At 73.6% G+C, this 17,448-nt stretch carries 15 protein-coding genes; 6 read left to right on the top strand and 9 right to left on the bottom strand.

Translation table 11 applies throughout. The features are described from left to right. Window positions 1–2: 2 nt before the first annotated feature. A complete protein-coding gene (locus B9W62_RS20045; protein WP_087808482.1) occupies window positions 3–2,591 on the top strand; it encodes an MFS transporter in 2,589 nt (862 codons plus the stop codon). A gap of 109 nt (window positions 2,592–2,700) precedes the next feature. Further along, window positions 2,701–3,522 (top strand): YceI family protein, encoded by an 822-nt coding sequence (locus tag B9W62_RS20040; RefSeq protein WP_087808481.1) that lies wholly within the window; start codon window positions 2,701–2,703, stop codon window positions 3,520–3,522. On the opposite strand, the gene B9W62_RS20035 is transcribed toward B9W62_RS20040, so the two are convergent. After that, window positions 3,505–4,230, bottom strand: a complete 726-nt coding sequence (locus B9W62_RS20035; protein ID WP_087808480.1) for a GAF and ANTAR domain-containing protein — start codon at window positions 4,228–4,230, stop codon at window positions 3,505–3,507. The two genes, B9W62_RS20040 and B9W62_RS20035, sit on opposite strands and share 18 nt — an antisense overlap. Window positions 4,231–4,248: 18 nt before the next feature. Next, complete coding sequence (locus B9W62_RS20030; protein ID WP_179235569.1) at window positions 4,249–4,998, bottom strand: ANTAR domain-containing protein; 750 nt, start codon at window positions 4,996–4,998, stop codon at window positions 4,249–4,251. Window positions 4,999–5,235: 237 nt separating this feature from the next. On the opposite strand from B9W62_RS20030, the gene B9W62_RS20025 reads away from it, so the two are divergent. After that, window positions 5,236–5,598, top strand: coding sequence for an STAS domain-containing protein (locus B9W62_RS20025; protein ID WP_087808478.1), 363 nt, complete (start codon window positions 5,236–5,238; stop codon window positions 5,596–5,598). 27 nt (window positions 5,599–5,625) lie between these two features. After that, complete coding sequence (locus B9W62_RS20020; protein ID WP_087808477.1) at window positions 5,626–6,096, top strand: PPOX class F420-dependent oxidoreductase; 471 nt, start codon at window positions 5,626–5,628, stop codon at window positions 6,094–6,096. Window positions 6,097–6,784: 688 nt separating this feature from the next. Here B9W62_RS20020 and B9W62_RS20015 read toward each other — a convergent pair. From B9W62_RS20015 to B9W62_RS19985, 7 genes are all read right to left on the bottom strand, one after another. After that, a complete protein-coding gene (locus B9W62_RS20015) occupies window positions 6,785–7,543 on the bottom strand; it encodes a TetR/AcrR family transcriptional regulator (protein ID WP_087808476.1) in 759 nt (252 codons plus the stop codon). Between the two features lie 141 nt (window positions 7,544–7,684). Then, window positions 7,685–9,208 carry an MFS transporter gene (locus B9W62_RS20010; RefSeq protein ID WP_087808475.1) on the bottom strand — a complete coding sequence of 508 codons (1,524 nt, stop codon included), beginning with the start codon at window positions 9,206–9,208 and terminating at the stop codon, window positions 7,685–7,687. A gap of 95 nt (window positions 9,209–9,303) precedes the next feature. Then, on the bottom strand, window positions 9,304–11,529 hold the full coding sequence (locus B9W62_RS20005; RefSeq protein WP_087808474.1) for an ArnT family glycosyltransferase: 2,226 nt from the start codon (window positions 11,527–11,529) through the stop codon (window positions 9,304–9,306). Further along, window positions 11,526–12,845, bottom strand: coding sequence for a bifunctional glycosyltransferase family 2/GtrA family protein (locus tag B9W62_RS20000; protein ID WP_087808473.1), 1,320 nt, complete (start codon window positions 12,843–12,845; stop codon window positions 11,526–11,528). The genes B9W62_RS20005 and B9W62_RS20000 overlap by 4 nt, the downstream gene beginning before the upstream one ends. 14 nt (window positions 12,846–12,859) lie before the next feature. Further along, window positions 12,860–14,482 (bottom strand): sensor histidine kinase, encoded by a 1,623-nt coding sequence (locus B9W62_RS19995; protein WP_087808472.1) that lies wholly within the window; start codon window positions 14,480–14,482, stop codon window positions 12,860–12,862. Continuing rightward, on the bottom strand, window positions 14,479–15,219 hold the full coding sequence (locus tag B9W62_RS19990) for a response regulator transcription factor (protein WP_179235568.1): 741 nt from the start codon (window positions 15,217–15,219) through the stop codon (window positions 14,479–14,481). The genes B9W62_RS19995 and B9W62_RS19990 overlap by 4 nt, the downstream gene beginning before the upstream one ends. 115 nt (window positions 15,220–15,334) lie before the next feature. Beyond that, window positions 15,335–16,060 carry a GntR family transcriptional regulator gene (locus B9W62_RS19985; RefSeq protein ID WP_373433694.1) on the bottom strand — a complete coding sequence of 242 codons (726 nt, stop codon included), beginning with the start codon at window positions 16,058–16,060 and terminating at the stop codon, window positions 15,335–15,337. Between the two features lie 141 nt (window positions 16,061–16,201). Here B9W62_RS19985 and B9W62_RS19980 point away from each other — a divergent pair, with 141 nt between their 5' ends. Together B9W62_RS19980 and B9W62_RS19975 are read left to right on the top strand one after the other, a co-directional pair. Further along, a complete protein-coding gene (locus tag B9W62_RS19980; RefSeq protein WP_087808469.1) occupies window positions 16,202–16,735 on the top strand; it encodes a YbhB/YbcL family Raf kinase inhibitor-like protein in 534 nt (177 codons plus the stop codon). 8 nt (window positions 16,736–16,743) lie between these two features. Continuing rightward, window positions 16,744–17,442 carry an iron-dependent transcriptional repressor DtxR gene (locus B9W62_RS19975; protein ID WP_087808468.1) on the top strand — a complete coding sequence of 233 codons (699 nt, stop codon included), beginning with the start codon at window positions 16,744–16,746 and terminating at the stop codon, window positions 17,440–17,442. Window positions 17,443–17,448: the final 6 nt, after the last annotated feature.

Here is a 17,448-nt window from a genome sequence, read left to right as displayed (position 1 = left end):
CCATGGCAACGACCACACCAGCCGGTGTGCGGGCTCATGCCAAGCACGGGGGAGGCTCCTCCGGAGACGCTCCGATGACGCACCGGCAGATCATGGAGGCATTGTCCGGGCTGCTGCTCGGCATGTTCTGCGCGATTCTGTCCTCGACCATCGTCACCAACGCGCTGCCCGAGATCATCGGGGACCTCGGCGGCGGCCAGAGCGCCTACACCTGGGTCGTCACGGCCTCGCTGCTGACGATGACCGCCTCCACCCCCCTGTGGGGCAAGCTCGCGGATCTGTTCAGCAAGAAGGCCCTGGTCCAGATAGCCCTGCTCGTCTACGTCATCGGCTCCGTCGTGGCCGGTCTGGCGCAGAACCCCGGGATGCTGATCACCGCGCGAGGCATTCAGGGCCTGGGCGCCGGCGGTCTGTCCGCCCTGGCGCAGATCATCATGGCCGCGATGATCTCCCCGCGCGAGCGCGGGCGCTACTCCGGCTACCTCGGCGCCACCTTCGCGGTCGCCACCGTCGGCGGTCCGCTGCTCGGCGGCGTCATCACCGACACCAGCTGGCTCGGCTGGCGCTGGTGCCTCTACGTCGGCGTGCCCTTCGCGATCATCGCGCTGATCGTGCTGCAAAAGACGCTGCACCTGCCGGTGCTCAAGCGGAAGGTCAAGGTCGACTGGGCCGGCGCCTTCTTCGTCACCGCGGCCGTCTGCCTGCTGCTCGTCTGGGTCACCTTCGCCGACGACAAGTACTCCTGGATGTCGTGGCAGACCGGCGCCATGGTCGGCGGCGCGATCGTGCTGACGCTGATCTTCCTCCTCGTGGAGTCGAAGGCCAGCGAGCCGATCATCCCGCTGCGCCTGTTCAGGAACCGCACCATCACGCTGGCCTCGCTGGCCTCGCTGTTCGTCGGTATCGCGATGTTCGCGGGCACCGTCTACTTCAGCCAGTACTTCCAGCTGGCCCGGGACAAGTCCCCGACCATGTCGGGTGTCATGACGATCCCGATGATCGGCGGTCTGTTCGTCTCGTCCACGGTCTCCGGTCAGGTCATCACCAAGACCGGCAAGTGGAAGGGCTGGCTGCTGGCCGGCGGTGTGCTGCTGACCGCGGGCCTGGGCCTGCTCGGCACCATGCGCTACGACACCCCCTACTGGCACATCGCGATCTTCATGGCGCTGATGGGTCTCGGCGTCGGCATGATGATGCAGAACCTGGTGCTCTGCACGCAGAACCAGGTGGACCCGAGCGACCTGGGTGCCGCGTCCTCCACGGTCACCTTCTTCCGCTCCCTCGGCGGCGCGGTGGGCGTCTCGGTGCTCGGCTCCGTGATGTCGACCCGGATCAGCCACTACGCCTCGGACACCATCGGTTCGCTCAGCCCGCAGGAGCAGGCGGCGGCCGCCAAGGCCTCCGGCAGCGGCGCCATCCCCGACATGGACCTGCTGCCCCCCGGCATCCGGGAATGGCTGGAGAGCGCCTACGGGCACGGCATCGCGGACATCTTCCTGATCGTCGCCCCGATCGCCCTGCTCGCCTTCCTGGTGACGCTGTTCATCAAGGAGGTCCCGCTGCGCACCAAGGGCGCCCTCGCCCAGGCGTCGGAGGCCTCGGCCGAGGCCGCGCCGCCGGTGGCGGGCACCCCCGCGGAGGCCGTCCGCGTCGCCGCCGAGCCGGTTCCGGCCGGGGCGATGGCGGCCGTGTCCGCCGCGCCGTCCGGTGACCCGGCCACGTCGGCCACCTCCGCCGTCTCGGACACCGCGGCCTCCCCGGCCGCCACGCAGCGGCTGGCCGCCGTCGCCACGACGACCGGCTCCGGTGAACCGCAGGCCCCCGTCTCCGGCGGCATCGCGGTGCGCGGCTTCGTCCGCGGCGCCGAGTCCGCCCCGGTCCCGCAGGCAGCGGTCACGCTGATCTCGCTGGCCGGCCGGCAGCTCGGCCGGTCCGTCGCCCAGGCCGACGGCTCCTACGCCGTCGACGCGCCGAGCGCCGGGTCGTACGTGCTGATCGCCTCCGCCGACGGCTTCCAGCCGCAGGCCTCCACCATCGTCGTCAACGACGAGCCGGTCGCCTACGACATCCTGCTCAGCGGCACCAGCGGGCTCACCGGCCTGGTGCGGGCCGAGGAGAGCGGGCAGCCGGTCAAGGACGCCATGGTGATCGTCACCGACGTGCGCGGCGACCTGCTGGCCAGCGCCGCCACCGGTGAGGCGGGCGAGTTCGCCTTCACCGAGCTGGTGCCGGGCACGGTGACCGTCGCGGTCAACGCCGCCGGCTACCGGCCCCGCGCCCTGCCCCTGGAGGTCGGGGGCACCGGCGTCACCCGCGTCGAGGTCGATCTCCAGGCCGGGGCCCAGGTCCAGGGCGTCGTGCGGGCCCCGCACGGTCCGCTGGCCGACGCCCGGGTCACCCTGGTGGACGCGGCGGGCAACGTGGTCGGCACGGCCACCACCGGGGCGGACGGGGCGTACGCCTTCACCGACCTGGACGCCGGTGAGTACACCGTCATCGCGACCGGCTACCCGCCGGTGGCCACCGCCCTGACGGTCGCCGGCCCCGGTGCCGACGGCCACGACATCGAGCTCGCCCACCCCGGCGAGTAGCAGAACCCCGGCCCGTGGTGGCGTGCGCGCTCTGAGCGGAGGTGCGCCCGCCCACCACGGGCCGGTTTCTTTACGACCACTTTCTGAGTCTTTGCAGGGAGAAAACGGGATGGGACTGACCGCGAGGATCCGAACGCGGGACGGATGGGCCGTGTCGCACGCGGTCGTCACGGTGACCGACATGACCGGCGCGCAGGTGCTGCGCGCCGAGGCGGACACCGAGGGGGCCGTGCGGGACACCACCGCGCTGACGCCGGGGGCGTACACCGTCATCGTCACCGCGGTCGGCTACGCGCCGGCCGCCTCCAGCGCGATCGTCACCGCGAGCGGCCGGGCCGAGGTCGGCACGGTGACGCTGGCCCGCCAGGGCGGCACCGAACTGCCGCCGCCGGGACCGTGGACCGTCGACCCGGCGCACTCCAGCGTGGCCGCCGTCGCGCAGCACCTGGGCATCTCCAGCGTGCGCGGGCGTTTCACCGACTTCGCCGCCACCGTCGAGATCGCGCCGGACGACGTCACCAAGTCCCGGGTGGAGGCGGTGATCAAGGCGGCCTCCATCGACACCGGCAACGGCATGCGCGACACCCACCTGCGCTCGGCCGACTTCCTGGACGTCGAGCGCCACCCGGAGATCACCTACCGCTCCACCGGCGTGAGCGAGGCCGGCCCGGACCGCTGGACCGTCCACGGTGAGCTGTCCCTGCACGGGGTGGTCCGCGAGGTCGACCTGGACCTGGCCTACCTCGGCACCGGCGCCGACCCCTGGGGCGGCACCCGGGCGGCGTTCCGCGCGACGGCGGAACTGCACCGCGAGGACTTCGCCATGAACTACAACCAGGTCGTCCAGGCCGGCATCGCCGCCATCGGCACGACGCTCAGGGTCGAGCTGGACATCCAGGCGGTGCAGGGGGAGTCACTGCCCGCCGTGTGAGGCGTCGCCGGACGCCCGGGACACCACCTGGGCGCACAGGTCCCGGAGCTTGACGTTCCGGTCCTGCGAGGCCCGGCGCAGCCGCTCCAGGGCCCGGTGGGCGTCGATGCGCTCCCGGGCCATGAGCATGCCCACCGCCTGGTCTATGACGCTGCGGGAGATCAGGGCGGTGCGCACGTCGGCCGCCGAGGCCTGCCGCCGTTCGATGCGCAGGGCCTCGTTCACCGCGTCCGCGGCCCGCTCCGCGAAGGCGCGGGCCGCCTCCCGTCCGCGGGCCAGCGAGGCGGGCTCGATGCCGTAGAGGTTGAGCGCGGCGCCCGTCTCGCCCTCGACGGGCAGCGGCAGCGCCAGCACGCAGCGCACCCCGGTGGCCAGCGCGTACTCCGTGTACGCGGGCCAGCGGGTCTCGGCGGCCAGGTCGGGGGAGTACTGCGCGTCCCCCGTCTCGGCGGCGTCCACGCAGGGGCCCGAGCCGTTCTCGTACTGGCGCAGGTCCAGGCCGCTGGGCAGGCCGGTGCTGCCCGCCAGGGTCATCAGCCGGTCGGCGCGGCGCACGGTGACCGAGCAGGCCACGGCACCGGGCACCTGCACGACCGCCCGGTCGGTCAGATCGCGCAGCAGGGTGTCGAGGCCCTGGACGCGCGCCATGGCGTGATCGAGCGTGTCCGGGTTCGCGCCCGTACCCGGGCCGGTCGTCTGCGGGGTCATGACCGTACGGATGTCCCGTTACCTCTCGGTCACGCCTCTGCCGCCCGCGCCGGAGTTGGCGTCGACGATGCGGCGGGCCAGGTCGCGCAGCTTCACGTTCTCCCGCTGGGAGGCCTTCACGAGGGACTCGAAGGCACCGGCCGCGTCGATGTCCAGGCGCTCCATCAGGATGCCGGTGGCCTGGCCGATCAGGTCCCGGGTGCGCATCGCCTCGGTGAGCTGCGCGCGCACGGTCGCCGAGTCCAGGGCGAGGGTGACGTGCGCGGTGAACAGCCGCCCGATGCGGGTGGCGTCCTCGCCGAAGGCCTGCGGCTTGCGGGCGTACGCGGTCAGCACCGTCAGCCGGCGCCGGTCGGCGCGCAGCCGCAGGGACAGCGCCGAACGCAGGCCGCGCCCGGACAGGACGTTGCCGCCGCCGTCGGCCTCGCTGTCGTCCGTCCGCACCACGGGGGTGGTCCACAGGCGCTCCCAGTCCGGGTGCGGGGTGTGGCCGCCCTGCCGGGGCTCGGCGGCGAACCGCACGGTCTCGTCGGTCCAGGCCAGGGAGCGCAGCCGGCCGCCGCGCTGGATCTCCGAGATGTCCGCGTGCTCGGCGTCGGGCAGCAGGCGTACCGCCAGGGTGACGGCGGTGTGCATGGTGTCGTCCGGGGTGCCCGTCCCGTGCAGTTCGCGAGCCGCCGCGGTCAGGGCCTCGGCCAGCTCGAAACCCACCGGAAAACGCGGCAAATCAGTAAATTCGGACGCAGCCACCACGAACCTCTTCGGCAAGCGCGGCCTCACGGCCGTGCGCAGGAGAGCTCCGCAGCACATTCCCGACTGCGAGCACAGGACGAACAGCACTTTAGCTGCTCGGTTGCGTGCCGGTGACGCTCGGCCGACGGTCCGGGCGGCCCGGCGGCCGGCGAGCGGTGCGCCTTCCGCGCCGCCCCGCCGCGTGGTGGAATGGGAGCCGGGTCAGGAAGCGGCCCGGCCGGAAGCCCGACGGACGTCTGTCAGGTGAGTGCTGTGACCTTCCTCCCCCAGCCCTGCGAGCCGTGTGGGCCGTGTGAGCCACCCGGCTGCGCCGTGCTCGCGATGCCCAGCGAGATCGACTTCTGCAACGCCTCGGGGCTGCTGCCCCTGATCACGACCGCCGTGGAGCAGCGCTCCGACGGACTGCGCCTGCTCGTGCTCGACCTCTCCGCGACCCGTTTCATGGACTCCCAGGGTGTCCGCCTGATCGCCGCCGTGCGCCGCCGGCTGCCCGAGCGCACCCTGCTGCGCGTGGTGGCCGCCCCGAAGGGCGTACCGAGCCGGGTCCTGGAGCTCTCCGGCCTGCGCCGCGACGTGCCGGTCCACGACAACCTCGCGGAGGCGCTGCGACCGTAGCGCGCGGCCGCGTCCTAGGCTGGCGCCATGGCACCGAACATCGCGACGAACACCCGCGTCTCCCTGGCCGAGTTGCTGGACTTCGTACGCCCCCGGCACCGGGCGATCCTGCTGACCCGGCGGGCCGACGGCAGCCCGCAGGGGTCGCCGCTGACCTGCGGGGTCGACGACGCCGGGCGGATCGTCGTCTCGACCTACCCCGAACGGGCCAAGACCCGCAACGCGCGCCGCGACCCCCGGGTCAGCCTCATCGTGCTCAGCGACGAGTGGAACGGCCCGTGGGTGCAGGTCGACGGCACCGCGGAGGTCGTCGACGCGCCCGACTCCGTCGAGCCGCTCGTGGAGTACTTCCGCAACATCTCCGGCGAGCACCCCGACTGGGACGAGTACCGGCAGGCCATGGTCAAGCAGGGCAAGTCCATCATCCGGGTCACGCCGGAGAAGTGGGGCCCGGTGGCGACGGGCGGCTTCCCGGCGCGGCTGTCGGCGGACGACTAGGGGGTGTCGTTTGGATCAGGCCGGCCGCGGCCGGCGGTGCCTTGTGGCCAACCCGAGCGGGGTCTGGTGCGTGCAGCTGCAAGGCGGAGGAGGGCGACAACGCGATGGGGGTCCCCCCGCGCGAGCGAAGCCGAGCGTGGGGGAGTTGGCAACCGACGACAACGCCGCAGATGTGCGTGCCAGACCCCGCGACCCCGGCAAGATCCAAACGACACCCCCTAGGCCCCGGGGGCCCGCGGCGGCCGCCCGGAAACGCCGCGCGGGCTCAGCGGCTCAGCGCCGTCGGCCGACGTCTGCGGCCGAGCGCCGTGGGCCGGGCGGCTTACGGCTGAGCGCCGCAGCATGCCGGGGCGTACGGCTGAGTGCCGCAGCGTGCCGGGGCGTACGGCTGAGTGCCGCAGCGTGCCGGGGCGTACGGCTGAGTGCCGCAGCGTGCCGGGGCGTACGGCTGAGTGTCGCAGCGTGCCGGGGCGTACGGCTGAGTGCCGCGGTCGGCCGTATGGCCCAGCCCCATCGGCCAGGTGTGCGGCCGAACGCCGCGTCGGGCGGGCATACCCCGAGCGCCGGTCCCACGGGGACGTACGGCCGAGCGGCGACGGCCGGCCGCCGTGCGCCGAGGCGTGCGGCTGAACGTCGCCTCGGCCGGGCGGGCTGCTGTGGGCGTGGGACCGGTGCGGTCCGGGTGGGGTCAGGGTGCGTCGGCCATCGCGTCGATGCCTGCGACCAGCAGGTCGAGGGCGAACTCGAAGTCCCGGTCCAGCATCTCCGCGACGGTGTCGCCGCCCCGGGCCGCCATGATGTCCTGGGCGTTCTCGATGACACCTGCCGTGTCCGGCACCTCGGTCACGGCGCTCATCGAGTCCTCGTAGTACTCCTCGGGACTCAGGCCGGTCTCCGCCACCCGGGCGAGGAAGCGGCCCTCGATGGTGCCGTAGCCGTAGACGAACTGGAAGACCGCGGAGATGGCGCCGGTCAGGCGATGCGCGGGCAGCCCGCTGCGGCCCACGACGCGCTGCACCGACCGGGAGAACGCCAGCGAGTGCGGTCCGATGTTGAGGTAGGTGCCGACCAGCCGGGACGACCAGGGGTGGCGCACCAGCAGCGCCCGGTTCTCCCGGGCCAGGGCACGCAGCTCCGCGCGCCAGTCGAGGCCGGCGCCCGGGTCCGGGTGGCGCAGCTCGCCGAAGACGGCGTCCAGGGCGAGTTCGAGCAGTTGGTCCTTGGTGTCGACGTACCAGTACACGGACATCGCCGTGACGTTCAGCTCGGCGGCCAGGCGGCGCATGGAAAACCCCGTCAGGCCCTCGGCGTCCAGCAGCCGGACGGTGGCCCGGGTGATCCTGTCCCGGTCGAGCCCGGACGGCTGCCCCCCACGGCGCCCACCGCGCCGCGCCTCCCCCGACAGCCACACACTGTCCCGCGGCCCTTCCCGCCCTGCCTTCGCCATGCGCACCTCTCCTCGACTCCTCACACACCGGTCGGCGAAGCGCCCCACCGGGGCGCGGGACCCCATCATGGTGCGGCTCCGCCAGGTGAGCGCGAGCAGCCGCGGTCGACCCGCCGCGTCGCGAGCAGGCCGCCCGCGCCCTCAGGCGCTCACAACCCCCGAGTCTGCCCGCTCCGCCCGCCGCAACAACACCGCCGCCACCACCCCGCCCAGCAACACCGCCGCCGCTCCCACCAACTGACTGCCCTCCACTCCGGAGGAGAACGCGTCGAGGACCCGGCCCCGCTCCCCCTCCCCCCGCGCCGAGGCCAACGCCGCCGGCAACGACGTCGCCGCGACCGGCGTCAGCGCCGCGAACCGGGAGTTCAGCACCGCCCCGAGGACGGCCACGCCCAGCCCGTTGCCGAACTCGGCCAGCGTGCCGTTGACGCCCGCGCCGACCCCCGCCTTGGCCGGCGGTATCGCGCTCATCAGCGCATGGGCCATGGCCGGATTGCCGAGCGCGCACCCCACGCCGATCAGCACCAGCCCCAGCAGCGTCCCGGCGTAGCCCTCCCCGGTCAGCGTGGCGATCGACACCAGGCCCGCCGACATCAGCACCATGCTCAGCAGCACCGCCACCGGTGTGCCCAGCCTGGCCAGCCACTTGGCCGCCACCCCGGAGAAGTTCAGCAGCACCACCGTCAGGGCCAGCGGCGCGGTCCGCAGCCCCGCCTCGAGCGGGCCGTACCCGAGGACGAATTGCAGGTGCTGGGTGAGCAGGAACAGCGCACCGCCCATGCCGAAGGTGATCAGCACGAGACCGGCCACCGCACCGGTGAACCGCTGGTCGCGGAAGAAGCTGAGGTCGAGCATCGGGTACGGGACGCGGCTCTCCCAGTGGGCGAAGAGGGCGAGCACCCCCACGGCGACGGCGGCGGTCGCCAGGACCCGGCCCGACGTCCAGCCGTACTCCGGGCCGGAGATGATCGCGTACACCAGCGCGGCCATGCCGATCGTGGACAGGACGGCGCCGAGCAGGTCGGGCCGGTCGCCCTGCCGGTTCTTCGACTCCGGGACCAGGGTCACGACCGCGACCAGGCCGAGGGCCACCACCGGCAGGTTGATCAGGAAGATCGCACCCCACCAGAAGTGGTCCAGCACGAAGCCGCCGATCAGCGGTCCGCAGGCGAAGCCGAGCGCGCTGACCGCACTCCAGATGCCGATGGCCTTGGCGTGCTCGGCGGGCGCGAAGATCTGCATGACCACGGCCAGCGTGGTGGTCAGCAGCAGGGCGCCGCCGACGCCCATGCCGGCCCGCGCCGCGATCAACTGGCCGGTGGTGTCCGCGAGTCCGGCCGCCAGCGACCCGATTCCGAACAGGGCCAGACCGGTGGCCAGCATCTTCTTGCGGCCGTACCGGTCGGCCGCGCTGCCCGCGGTGAGCAGCAGGCCGGACTGGACGAGCGAGTAGGCGTTGATCATCCACTGGATGTCCGAGGTGGCCGCGCCCAGCTCGTCGGTGAGCGAGGGGATGGCCACGTTCAGCACGGTGTTGTCCAGGACCACCGTGAGCTGGGCGAGGCTGATGACACCGAGGATCAGCCAGCGCTGCGGATGGCCCTGGACCGGGGGCGCGGGTTCGCGCTCCCGGTCCTTGGCGGATTCCTGGGGTGACGTCGTCATGTTGTACAGCGTATAGGAGAGTCCTCTACGCTGTACAACGCTCTCCCGTCCGGGACGGCGGTCGGGCCGTCTGCGACGTCAGGTCGTCTGCGACCTCAGCTCGTCGGCGACGTCAGGTCGTAGAAGGTGGCCGAGCCGGCCGTGACCTCCTTGAAGTTGGCCTCGACCCAGGCGGTGATCCGGGACGCGGCACCGGAGTCGCCGCCCATGCCGCCTCCCGCGCCGCCACCGATGAAGTAGTGGATCCGGCCGTCCGCCACGTACTTCTTGAACTGGGCCAGGGTCGGCGACGGGTCGGTGCCGTTGAAGCCGCCGATGGCCATCACCGGGGCTCCAGTGCCGAGTTGGTAGCTCGCGGCGTTCTGGGAGCCGATCGCGGCGGCGGCCCAGGTGTACGCGTCGGCGTCGGTCTCCAGCAGCTTCTTCGCCTCCGCGCCGACTTCGGCGCCGTTGAGCAGGCCGCCCATGCCGCCGCCACCGCCCGCGCCCATGCGGCCGCCTTCGCCGGTCGGGCCGCCGTTCTGGCCGTTCGGCATCTGCCCCGCCTGGCCGTTCTGGCCGTTCTGGCCGTTCGGCGTCTGGCCGTTCTGGTTGCTGCCCCCGGCGCCCGGCGCGGTGCCGCCGCCGGGGAAGCCGCCGCCGGCCGGACCGCCCTGGCCCTGCCCCTGCCCCTGCCCGGGTGCGTTCCCGCCGCCCGGGAAGCCGCCGCCCCGGCCACCGCCACCGCCGGGGCCGCCGCCCATGCTCGCGCCGGCCGGACCGGCCGTGACGATGGAGCCGCTGTGCCCTTCCCGCACGGTGCTCAGCGTGTACGCGGTGGGCGCCGCCAGCGACGCCACGAGGCCGAGCCCCGCCGCCGCGAGGGCGGTCCGCCGCCCCAGCCGGCCCGCGAAGACCAGCCCGAGCGCGGCGACCAGGCCGCCGACCAGGACCGGCACCCTCAGCCAGGGGAGGTAGTCGGGGGTGCGGTTGAGCAGAACGTAGCCCCAGGCCGCGCTCGCCGTGACGGCGGCGGCGAGGGCGAGCGACGCCCAGGGCCGCGCGCGGCGTTCCCACAGCGTCGCGGCGCCCATGCCGATCACGGCCGCCAGGTACGGCGCGAGGGCCACCGTGTAGTACTGGTGGAAGATGCCGGCCATGTAGCTGAAGACGGCCGTGGTCATCAGCAGCGAGCCGCCCCAGACCAGGAGGGACGCCCGTGCGGTGTCCGTGCGGGCCGCGCGGCGCGTGGCGAGGAGGCCCGCGGCGAGGAGGATCAGGGCGGCCGGCAGCAGCCAGGAGATCTGCCCGCCGATCTCGGAGTTGAACATCCGGTCCCAGCCGGTCTCGCCCCACTGGCCGCCGCTCCCGCCGCCGGGGCCGCCCCCGCCGCCGACGCTGCCGGTCTCCTCGCCGTTGAGGCGGCCGAGGCCGTTGTAGCCGAAGGTCAGTTCCAGGAAGCTGTTGTTCTGCGAGCCGCCGATGTACGGGCGGGACGACGCCGGCCACAGTTCGACGACCGCGACCCACCAGCCGCCGGAGACGACGATCGCGGCGGTCGCCAGCGCGAGCTGCCCGAGGCGCCTCCTGAGCCGCACCGGTGCGCAGACGCCGTAGACCAGGGCGAGGGCGGGCAGGATCAGGAAGGCCTGGAGGGTCTTCGCCAGGAACGCGAAGCCGATCGCGGCGCCCGCCCACACCAGCCACTTGGTCCGGCCGTCCTCCAGCGCCCGTACGACGAGGTAGCAGGCGACGGACATCAGCAGGGCGAGAAGCGCGTCCGGGTTGTTGAACCGGAACATCAGCGCCGCGACCGGGGTGAGCGCGAGCACGGCGCCCGCGATCAGTCCCGCCGCGGGGCTGAAGCGGCGGCGGACGGCCGCGTACACGACGGCGACCGTACCCACCCCCATGAGCACCTCGGGCACGAGGATCGACCAGGAGGAGAGGCCGAAGATCCGCACCGCCAGCGCCATCGGCCACAGCGCCGCCGGGGGCTTGTCGACGGTGATGGCGTTGCCAGCGTCGAGCGAGCCGAAGAAGAACGCCTTCCAGGACTGGCTGCCCGCCTGTACGGCCGCCGAGTAGAAGGAGTTGGCCCAGCCGGAGGCGCTCAGGTTGTAGAGGTAGAGCAGCGCGGTGGCCAGCAGGAGGCCGAGGAGGGCGGGGCGCACCCAGCGCGGGTCCTCGGGGCGGCCGCGCCACACCCGGCCGAGCCGGGAGCCCAGCGGGTGCCGGGGCTGCCGGTGGGCCGGCGGCGCGGTGGACGGAGGACCCGCGTCCATGCCGGCCGGGGTGGGTGTGCCGCCGGCGGGCGCGGTGGGGTCGTAGTGCGTCGTCATCGGGCGTCGCTCCAGGTGCGCTGCGGGTCCGGGAGATGGGGTTCGGAAGGGCGGTGGTCCGGGCAGGGGGCCGCGGGCGGCGCGTCCGGGAACACCCAGGCGCGGAAGAGCAGGAAGCGCAGCACGGTGGCCGCCAGGTTGGCGGCGATCAGCACCGCCAGCTCGGTGGAGTGGTCGGGGTCGCTCGTCGCCGCGCTCAGGGCGGCCAGCGAACCGCTGGTCAGCGCCAGGCCGATGCCGAAGACGACCAGCCCCTGCGCCTGGTGCCGCACGGCGCCGCCCCGGCCCCGCACCCCGAAGGTCAGCCGCCGGTTGGCGGCGGTGTTGGCGACCGCCGAGACCAGCAGCGCGAGCGCGTTGGCGAGCTGGGAGCCGGCGAAGTGGCGGAAGCCGCTGTAGAGCAGCAGGTAGACGAGGGTGGACAGGGCGCCTACCACGCAGAAGCCGACGAGTTGCCGGGCCAGCTCCTGCGGTACGCCGGTCAGGTCGCGGTCGCGCGGGTCGTCGCCGAAGGGACGGGCCAGCCGGTCCAGCGGCAGCGACCCGGTGGCCAGGGCCTTGCCGACCCGCCACACGCCCTTGAGGTCCTCGGTCGCCGTCCGCACGATGTGCACGGTGGAGTCCGGGTCGTCGACCCAGTCGACCGGCACCTCGTGGATCCGGCACCCGGCGCGCTCGGCGAGCACCAGCATCTCGGTGTCGAAGAACCAGCCGGTGTCCTCCACCAGCGGCAGCAGCACCTGGGCCACGTCCCGGCGGATCGCCTTGAAGCCGCACTGGGCGTCGGAGAAGCGGGCCTGGAGGGAACCGCGCAGGATGAGGTTGTAGCCGCGGGAGATGAACTCCCGTTTGGCGCCGCGCACCACCCGCGAGCTGCGGGCCAGCCGGGAGCCGATGGCGAGGTCCGAGTGGCCGGAGATCAGCGGTGCCACCAGGGGCAGCAGCGCGTTGAGGTCGGTGGAGAGGTCGACGTCCATGTAGGCGAGGACCGGGGCGTCCGAGGCCGACCAGACGGTCCTGAGGGCCCGGCCGCGCCCCTTCTGCTCCAGCCGGACCGACCGGACCGCCGCGAGGTCGGCCGCCAGCCGGGCCGCGGCCTGCGGGGTGCCGTCCGTGGAGGCGTTGTCCGCGACCGTGATGCGGAAGGCGTACGGGAACGTCCGGGTGAGGTGCTCGTGCAGTCTCCGGACGCACGGCCCGAGGTCCTTCTCCTCGTTGTAGACGGGGACCACTACGTCCAGGACAGGCGTACCGGCTCCTGCGGCCGGGAGGTGCTCCCGCGCCGGCAGGGAGCCGGGAGAAGAGTCGGTTCGCATGGGAACGACTCTTCTCAACTCCCCTGTCGCACCCGTGTGGTGAGACTGTGCTGTGCCTGTGAGCGCACCGGTGCATCCGAACGGTCGTGCGCCGCGGACAGGTCCCGGCTGTGCGCCGCGGGCAGCCGCCGGTCGTGCGCCGCGGGCAGCCGCCGGTCGTGCGCGGCGGGCAGACAAACGGTGAAGACCGTCCGGCCCGGCGCGCTGTCGACCGTCACGCCACCGCCGTGCGCGGTCGTCACGGCCTGCACGATGGCGAGTCCGAGGCCCGTCGAGCCGGTCGCGCGGGACCGCGCGGAGTCCCCGCGTGCGAAGCGTTCGAAGACGCGCGGCAGCAACTCGGCCGGGATGCCCGGTCCGTTGTCCGCCACGTCCACGCACAGCCACGGGCCGTCGCGCCGCACGCGCGCGGTGACGGTCGTACCCGGCGGGGTGTGGCTGCGGGCGTTGCCCAGCAGGTTGACCAGCACCTGCTGGAGCCGGGCCGGGTCCGCCCGCACCAGGGCCGGTTCGTCGGGCAGGTCGAGCCGCCAGGTGTGGCCGAGACCGGCCGCGCGGGCATCGCTGACGGTGTCCACGACGAGCGGTACGAGGTCGGTCGGCCCGAATTCCAGCGGGCGCCCGGCATCCAGGCGGGCGAGCAGCAGCAGGTCCTCGACCAGCAGGGTCATACGGCCGGCCTCGGACTCGATGCGGCCCAGCGCGTGCCGGGTGTCGGGGCCGACCTGCTCGCGTCCCCGGCGGGTGAGCTCGGCGTAGCCGCGGATGGAGGCGAGCGGGGTGCGCAGCTCGTGGCTGGCGTCGGCGACGAACTGCCGTACCCGCGTCTCGCTCTGCTGGCGGGCGTGCAGCGCGCCGTGGACGTGGTTCAGCATGCGGTTGAGCGCGGAGCCGACCCGGCCGACCTCGGTGTGCGGGTCGCACTCGGACTCCGGGACCCGTTCGTCGAGGTTCACCTCGCCCGCGTGCAGCGGGAGTTCGGAGACCCGGGTCGCGGTGGCGGCGACCCGGCGCAGGGGACGGGTGGCGACGCCGACGATGACGGCCCCGGCGAGGGAGGCGGCGACGAGACCGGCGGCGGTGACGCTGGCCTCCACGAGGATCAGGGTGCTGATGGTCTCGGTGACGTCGTCGGTGGGCAGGGCGGCGTAGTAGCCGTCGTGGTACTCGACGCGGTAGTCGCCGAGGCCGGGGATCTCGACGGTGTGCGCCCCGCCGTCCTGGGGGACGGTGGCCAGCGCGGTGCGCTGGGCGTCGTCCAGGGAGACCGCCGTCGTCCCGCTGGGATCCGTGCTCTCGTCGTCCTTCTCGCCGTACTTGGCGTCGACGACGGCACCGTCCCGCGTCTCGGCGACGATCGTGTCGCGCGGCTGCGGTCCGCCGTGCGTGACGAACTCGTCGAGGTCCATCCGCTGCTTCACCCCGCCGCCGGGCCCCCGTTCGCCCGGCGGCCCGAAGCCGGAGACCCGGGCCGCGACCTCGCGCACCTGCCCGTCCAGCTGCTCGTACAGGTGGGAGCGCAGCGCCACCGTCGTCACCGTGCCGATCACCGCGCACACCACCGCGATCAGCGCCACGGACGCGACGACGAGCCGCGTCCGCAGGGTCCGCGGCCGCGGTCGTCGCCGCCGGCTCATGACACCGCGGGCTTGATCAGGTATCCGGCGCCGCGCCGGGTGTGGATCATCGGCTCGCGGCCCGCGTCGATCTTCCGGCGCAGGTAGGAGATGTACAGCTCCACGACGTTGGCCTGGCCGCCGAAGTCGTAGGACCACACGCGGTCCAGGATCTGCGCCTTGCTCAGCACCCGGCGCGGGTTGCGCATGAGGAAGCGCAGCAGTTCGAACTCGGTGGCGGTGAGGTGGATGCCGTCGCCGCCGCGGGTGACCTCGTGGCTGTCCTCGTCGAGGGTCAGGTCGCCGACGACGAGTACGGAGTCGGAGCGCCGGTCGGCGGCACCGGAGCGGCGGATCAGTCCGCGCAGCCGGGCCACGACCTCCTCCAGGCTGAACGGCTTGGTGACGTAGTCGTCGCCGCCCGCGGTCAGGCCGGCGATCCGGTCCTCCACGGCGTCCTTGGCGGTCAGGAAGAGCACCGGCACGTCCGGCAGGTCGCGGCGCAGCCGGCCCAGCACGCTCAGGCCGTCCATGTCGGGCAGCATCATGTCCAGTACGACGGCGTCGGGCCGGAAGTCGCGCGCGGTCCGGACGGCACCGTGGCCGTCACCCGCGCTGCGGATCTGCCAGCCCTCGTAGCGCAGGGCCATGGACAGCAGCTCGGTGATGGACTGCTCGTCGTCCACTACAAGCACCCGGACGGGGCTCCCGTCCGGCCTCAGCAGTTCGGTGCGCCCCTGGGGCGAGGTCGTGGTCATGGCGGACACGATGTCGGGGCGCTCTGAGAAGGCCCTTTCCCCAAGCTGTGATTTCTCTGAGAAACCCACAGGCGCCGTTCGGGCACGCCGTCGGGCCCCCGCCCGGGGGTCCCCTTCAGGCTTCCCCGGTCAGCCCTTCCGCCGTGAGGGTGAGGTGCCTGACCAGCACTTTCACCGCGGTGTCGGCGTCACGGGCGAGCGCCGCCTCCTCCAGCCGGCGGTGCTCCTCGACGCCGTCCCGGCCGGGATTGCGGTGCGTGGACCAGCGTCGGGCCAGTTCGCTCGCCGTCCACAGCCGGTCGAAGGTCTCCAGCAGTACGGGGTTGCCGCAGCCCTCCATCAGGGCGCGGTGGAAGAGCCGGTGCGCCTCGGACCACGCCTCGCTGTAGTACTCGCCCTCGTCCGGTGTGTACGGGGGCGTGCGGGACAGCCGGTGGTGGGCGGCGCGCACCCGGGCCTCCCAGTCGACGTCGCCGCGCTCGACGGACATGCGCAGCAGGACCGGCTCGATGGTGCGGCGGGCCTCCGCGATCTCCTGCCAGCGGCGGTCGGAGTAGGCCGGGACGGCGAAGCCGCGGTTGGGCAGCCGGTCGGCGAGCCCGTCGCCGACCACCCGCACGAGGGCCTCGCGCACCACGGCCAGGCTCACGCCCTGCTCCCTGGCGAGGTCCTGCGGCTTGAGGGCGGCGCCGGGCGCGTGATCGCCGCGCATGATCGCGTCCCGCAGGCGTGCGTAGACCTGCTCGGAGAGCATCCGCTTGCCCGTCGGCGGGGACGACGAGGGAGGCGGCGGGGGCGACGAGGGCGGTGGCGGTGGCGCGGTGGGGCCGGTCTGAGTCATGGGGGCAGCATAGACGATCCCTTGAATAATCGATTATCAGTGTTATGGTCGATTGCAGTGGCCGACACGGCCGCACCTCACAGCACCGGCTCGGCCCGACCCGGCCCGCAGGGGCCCGGCCTGCCCGAAAGGAACGACGCGATGAGCGCCAACAACCCGTTCGCCCGCCTCCCCGAGGCGGTCTCCTTCACCCTCACCAGCACCACCGTCACCGACGGCGCCCGCTGGCCGGACGCCCAGCACTCCTCCGGCGTCCCCGGCGGCAAGGACCTCTCCCCGCAGTTGTCGTGGAGCGGCGCGCCGGAAGGCACCAGGAGCTACGCCGTCACCGTCTACGACCCCGACGCCCCCACCGGGTCCGGCTTCTGGCACTGGGCGGTCGCAGACATCCCCGCCGCCGTCACCGAGCTGCCCGAGGGCGCCGGCGACGACACCGGCTCGGGCCTGCCCGAGGGCGCCTTCCAGCTCCCCAATGACGCCCGCGCCGCCCGCTACATCGGCGCCGCCCCGCCGGCCGGGCACGGTCCGCACCGGTACTTCGTCGTGGTGCACGCCCTCGACGTCGAGTCGATCGGCGTCCCGGCCGACGCCACCCCGGCCGTCCTCGGCTTCACCATGGCCGGGCACATCCTCGGCCGCGCGGTCCTGACCGCCACCGCCGAGACCCGCGCCTGACCCACCCCGTGTCCAGACTCATCGACACCACGGAGATGTACCTCCGCACCGTCCTGGAGCTGGAGGAGGAGGGCGTGGTCCCGTTGCGCGCCCGGATCGCCGAGCACCTGGACCAGAGCGGCCCCACCGTGAGCCAGACCGTCGCCCGCATGGAACGCGACGGACTGCTGCGGATCGCCGCCGACCGGCGCCTGGAGCTGACCGACACGGGCAGGCGGCTGGCCACCCGCGTGATGCGCAAGCACCGGCTCGCGGAGTGCCTGCTCGTCGACGTGATCGGCCTGGAGTGGGAGCAGGTCCACGCCGAGGCCTGCCGCTGGGAGCACGTGATGAGCGAGGCCGTCGAACGCCGCCTGCTGCGGCTGCTGCGGCACCCGACCGAGTCGCCCTACGGCAACCCGATCCCGGGCCTGGAGGAGCTGGGCGGGACGGACGGGGCCGGCCCGCGCCGGCCGCCCGCCGGGAGCACGGTCAGCCTCGGTGACCTGCGCCCCGGGCCGGACGGCGCCGGCGCGGTCGTCCGGCGCATCGGGGAGCCGGTCCAGGCCGACCCCGGCCTGCTGTCCGCCCTGCGGCGGGCCGGGGTGCGGCCGGGCGCGGTGGTGAGCGTCCGGCCCTGGCCCGGCGGCGTGACGGTCGGCAGCGGCGACCCCACCGCCCGGCTCCCGGCACGCAGCGCCGCGCACGTCTTCGTCGCCCCGCTCTGAGCCCGC

It is taken from the genome of Streptomyces sp. CS113 (assembly GCF_002188365.1).
GTDB lineage: Bacteria > Actinomycetota > Actinomycetes > Streptomycetales > Streptomycetaceae > Streptomyces > Streptomyces tendae.
The sequence above is the reverse complement of the archived record's forward strand: the minus strand, read 5'-3'. Positions and strand labels throughout refer to the sequence as shown.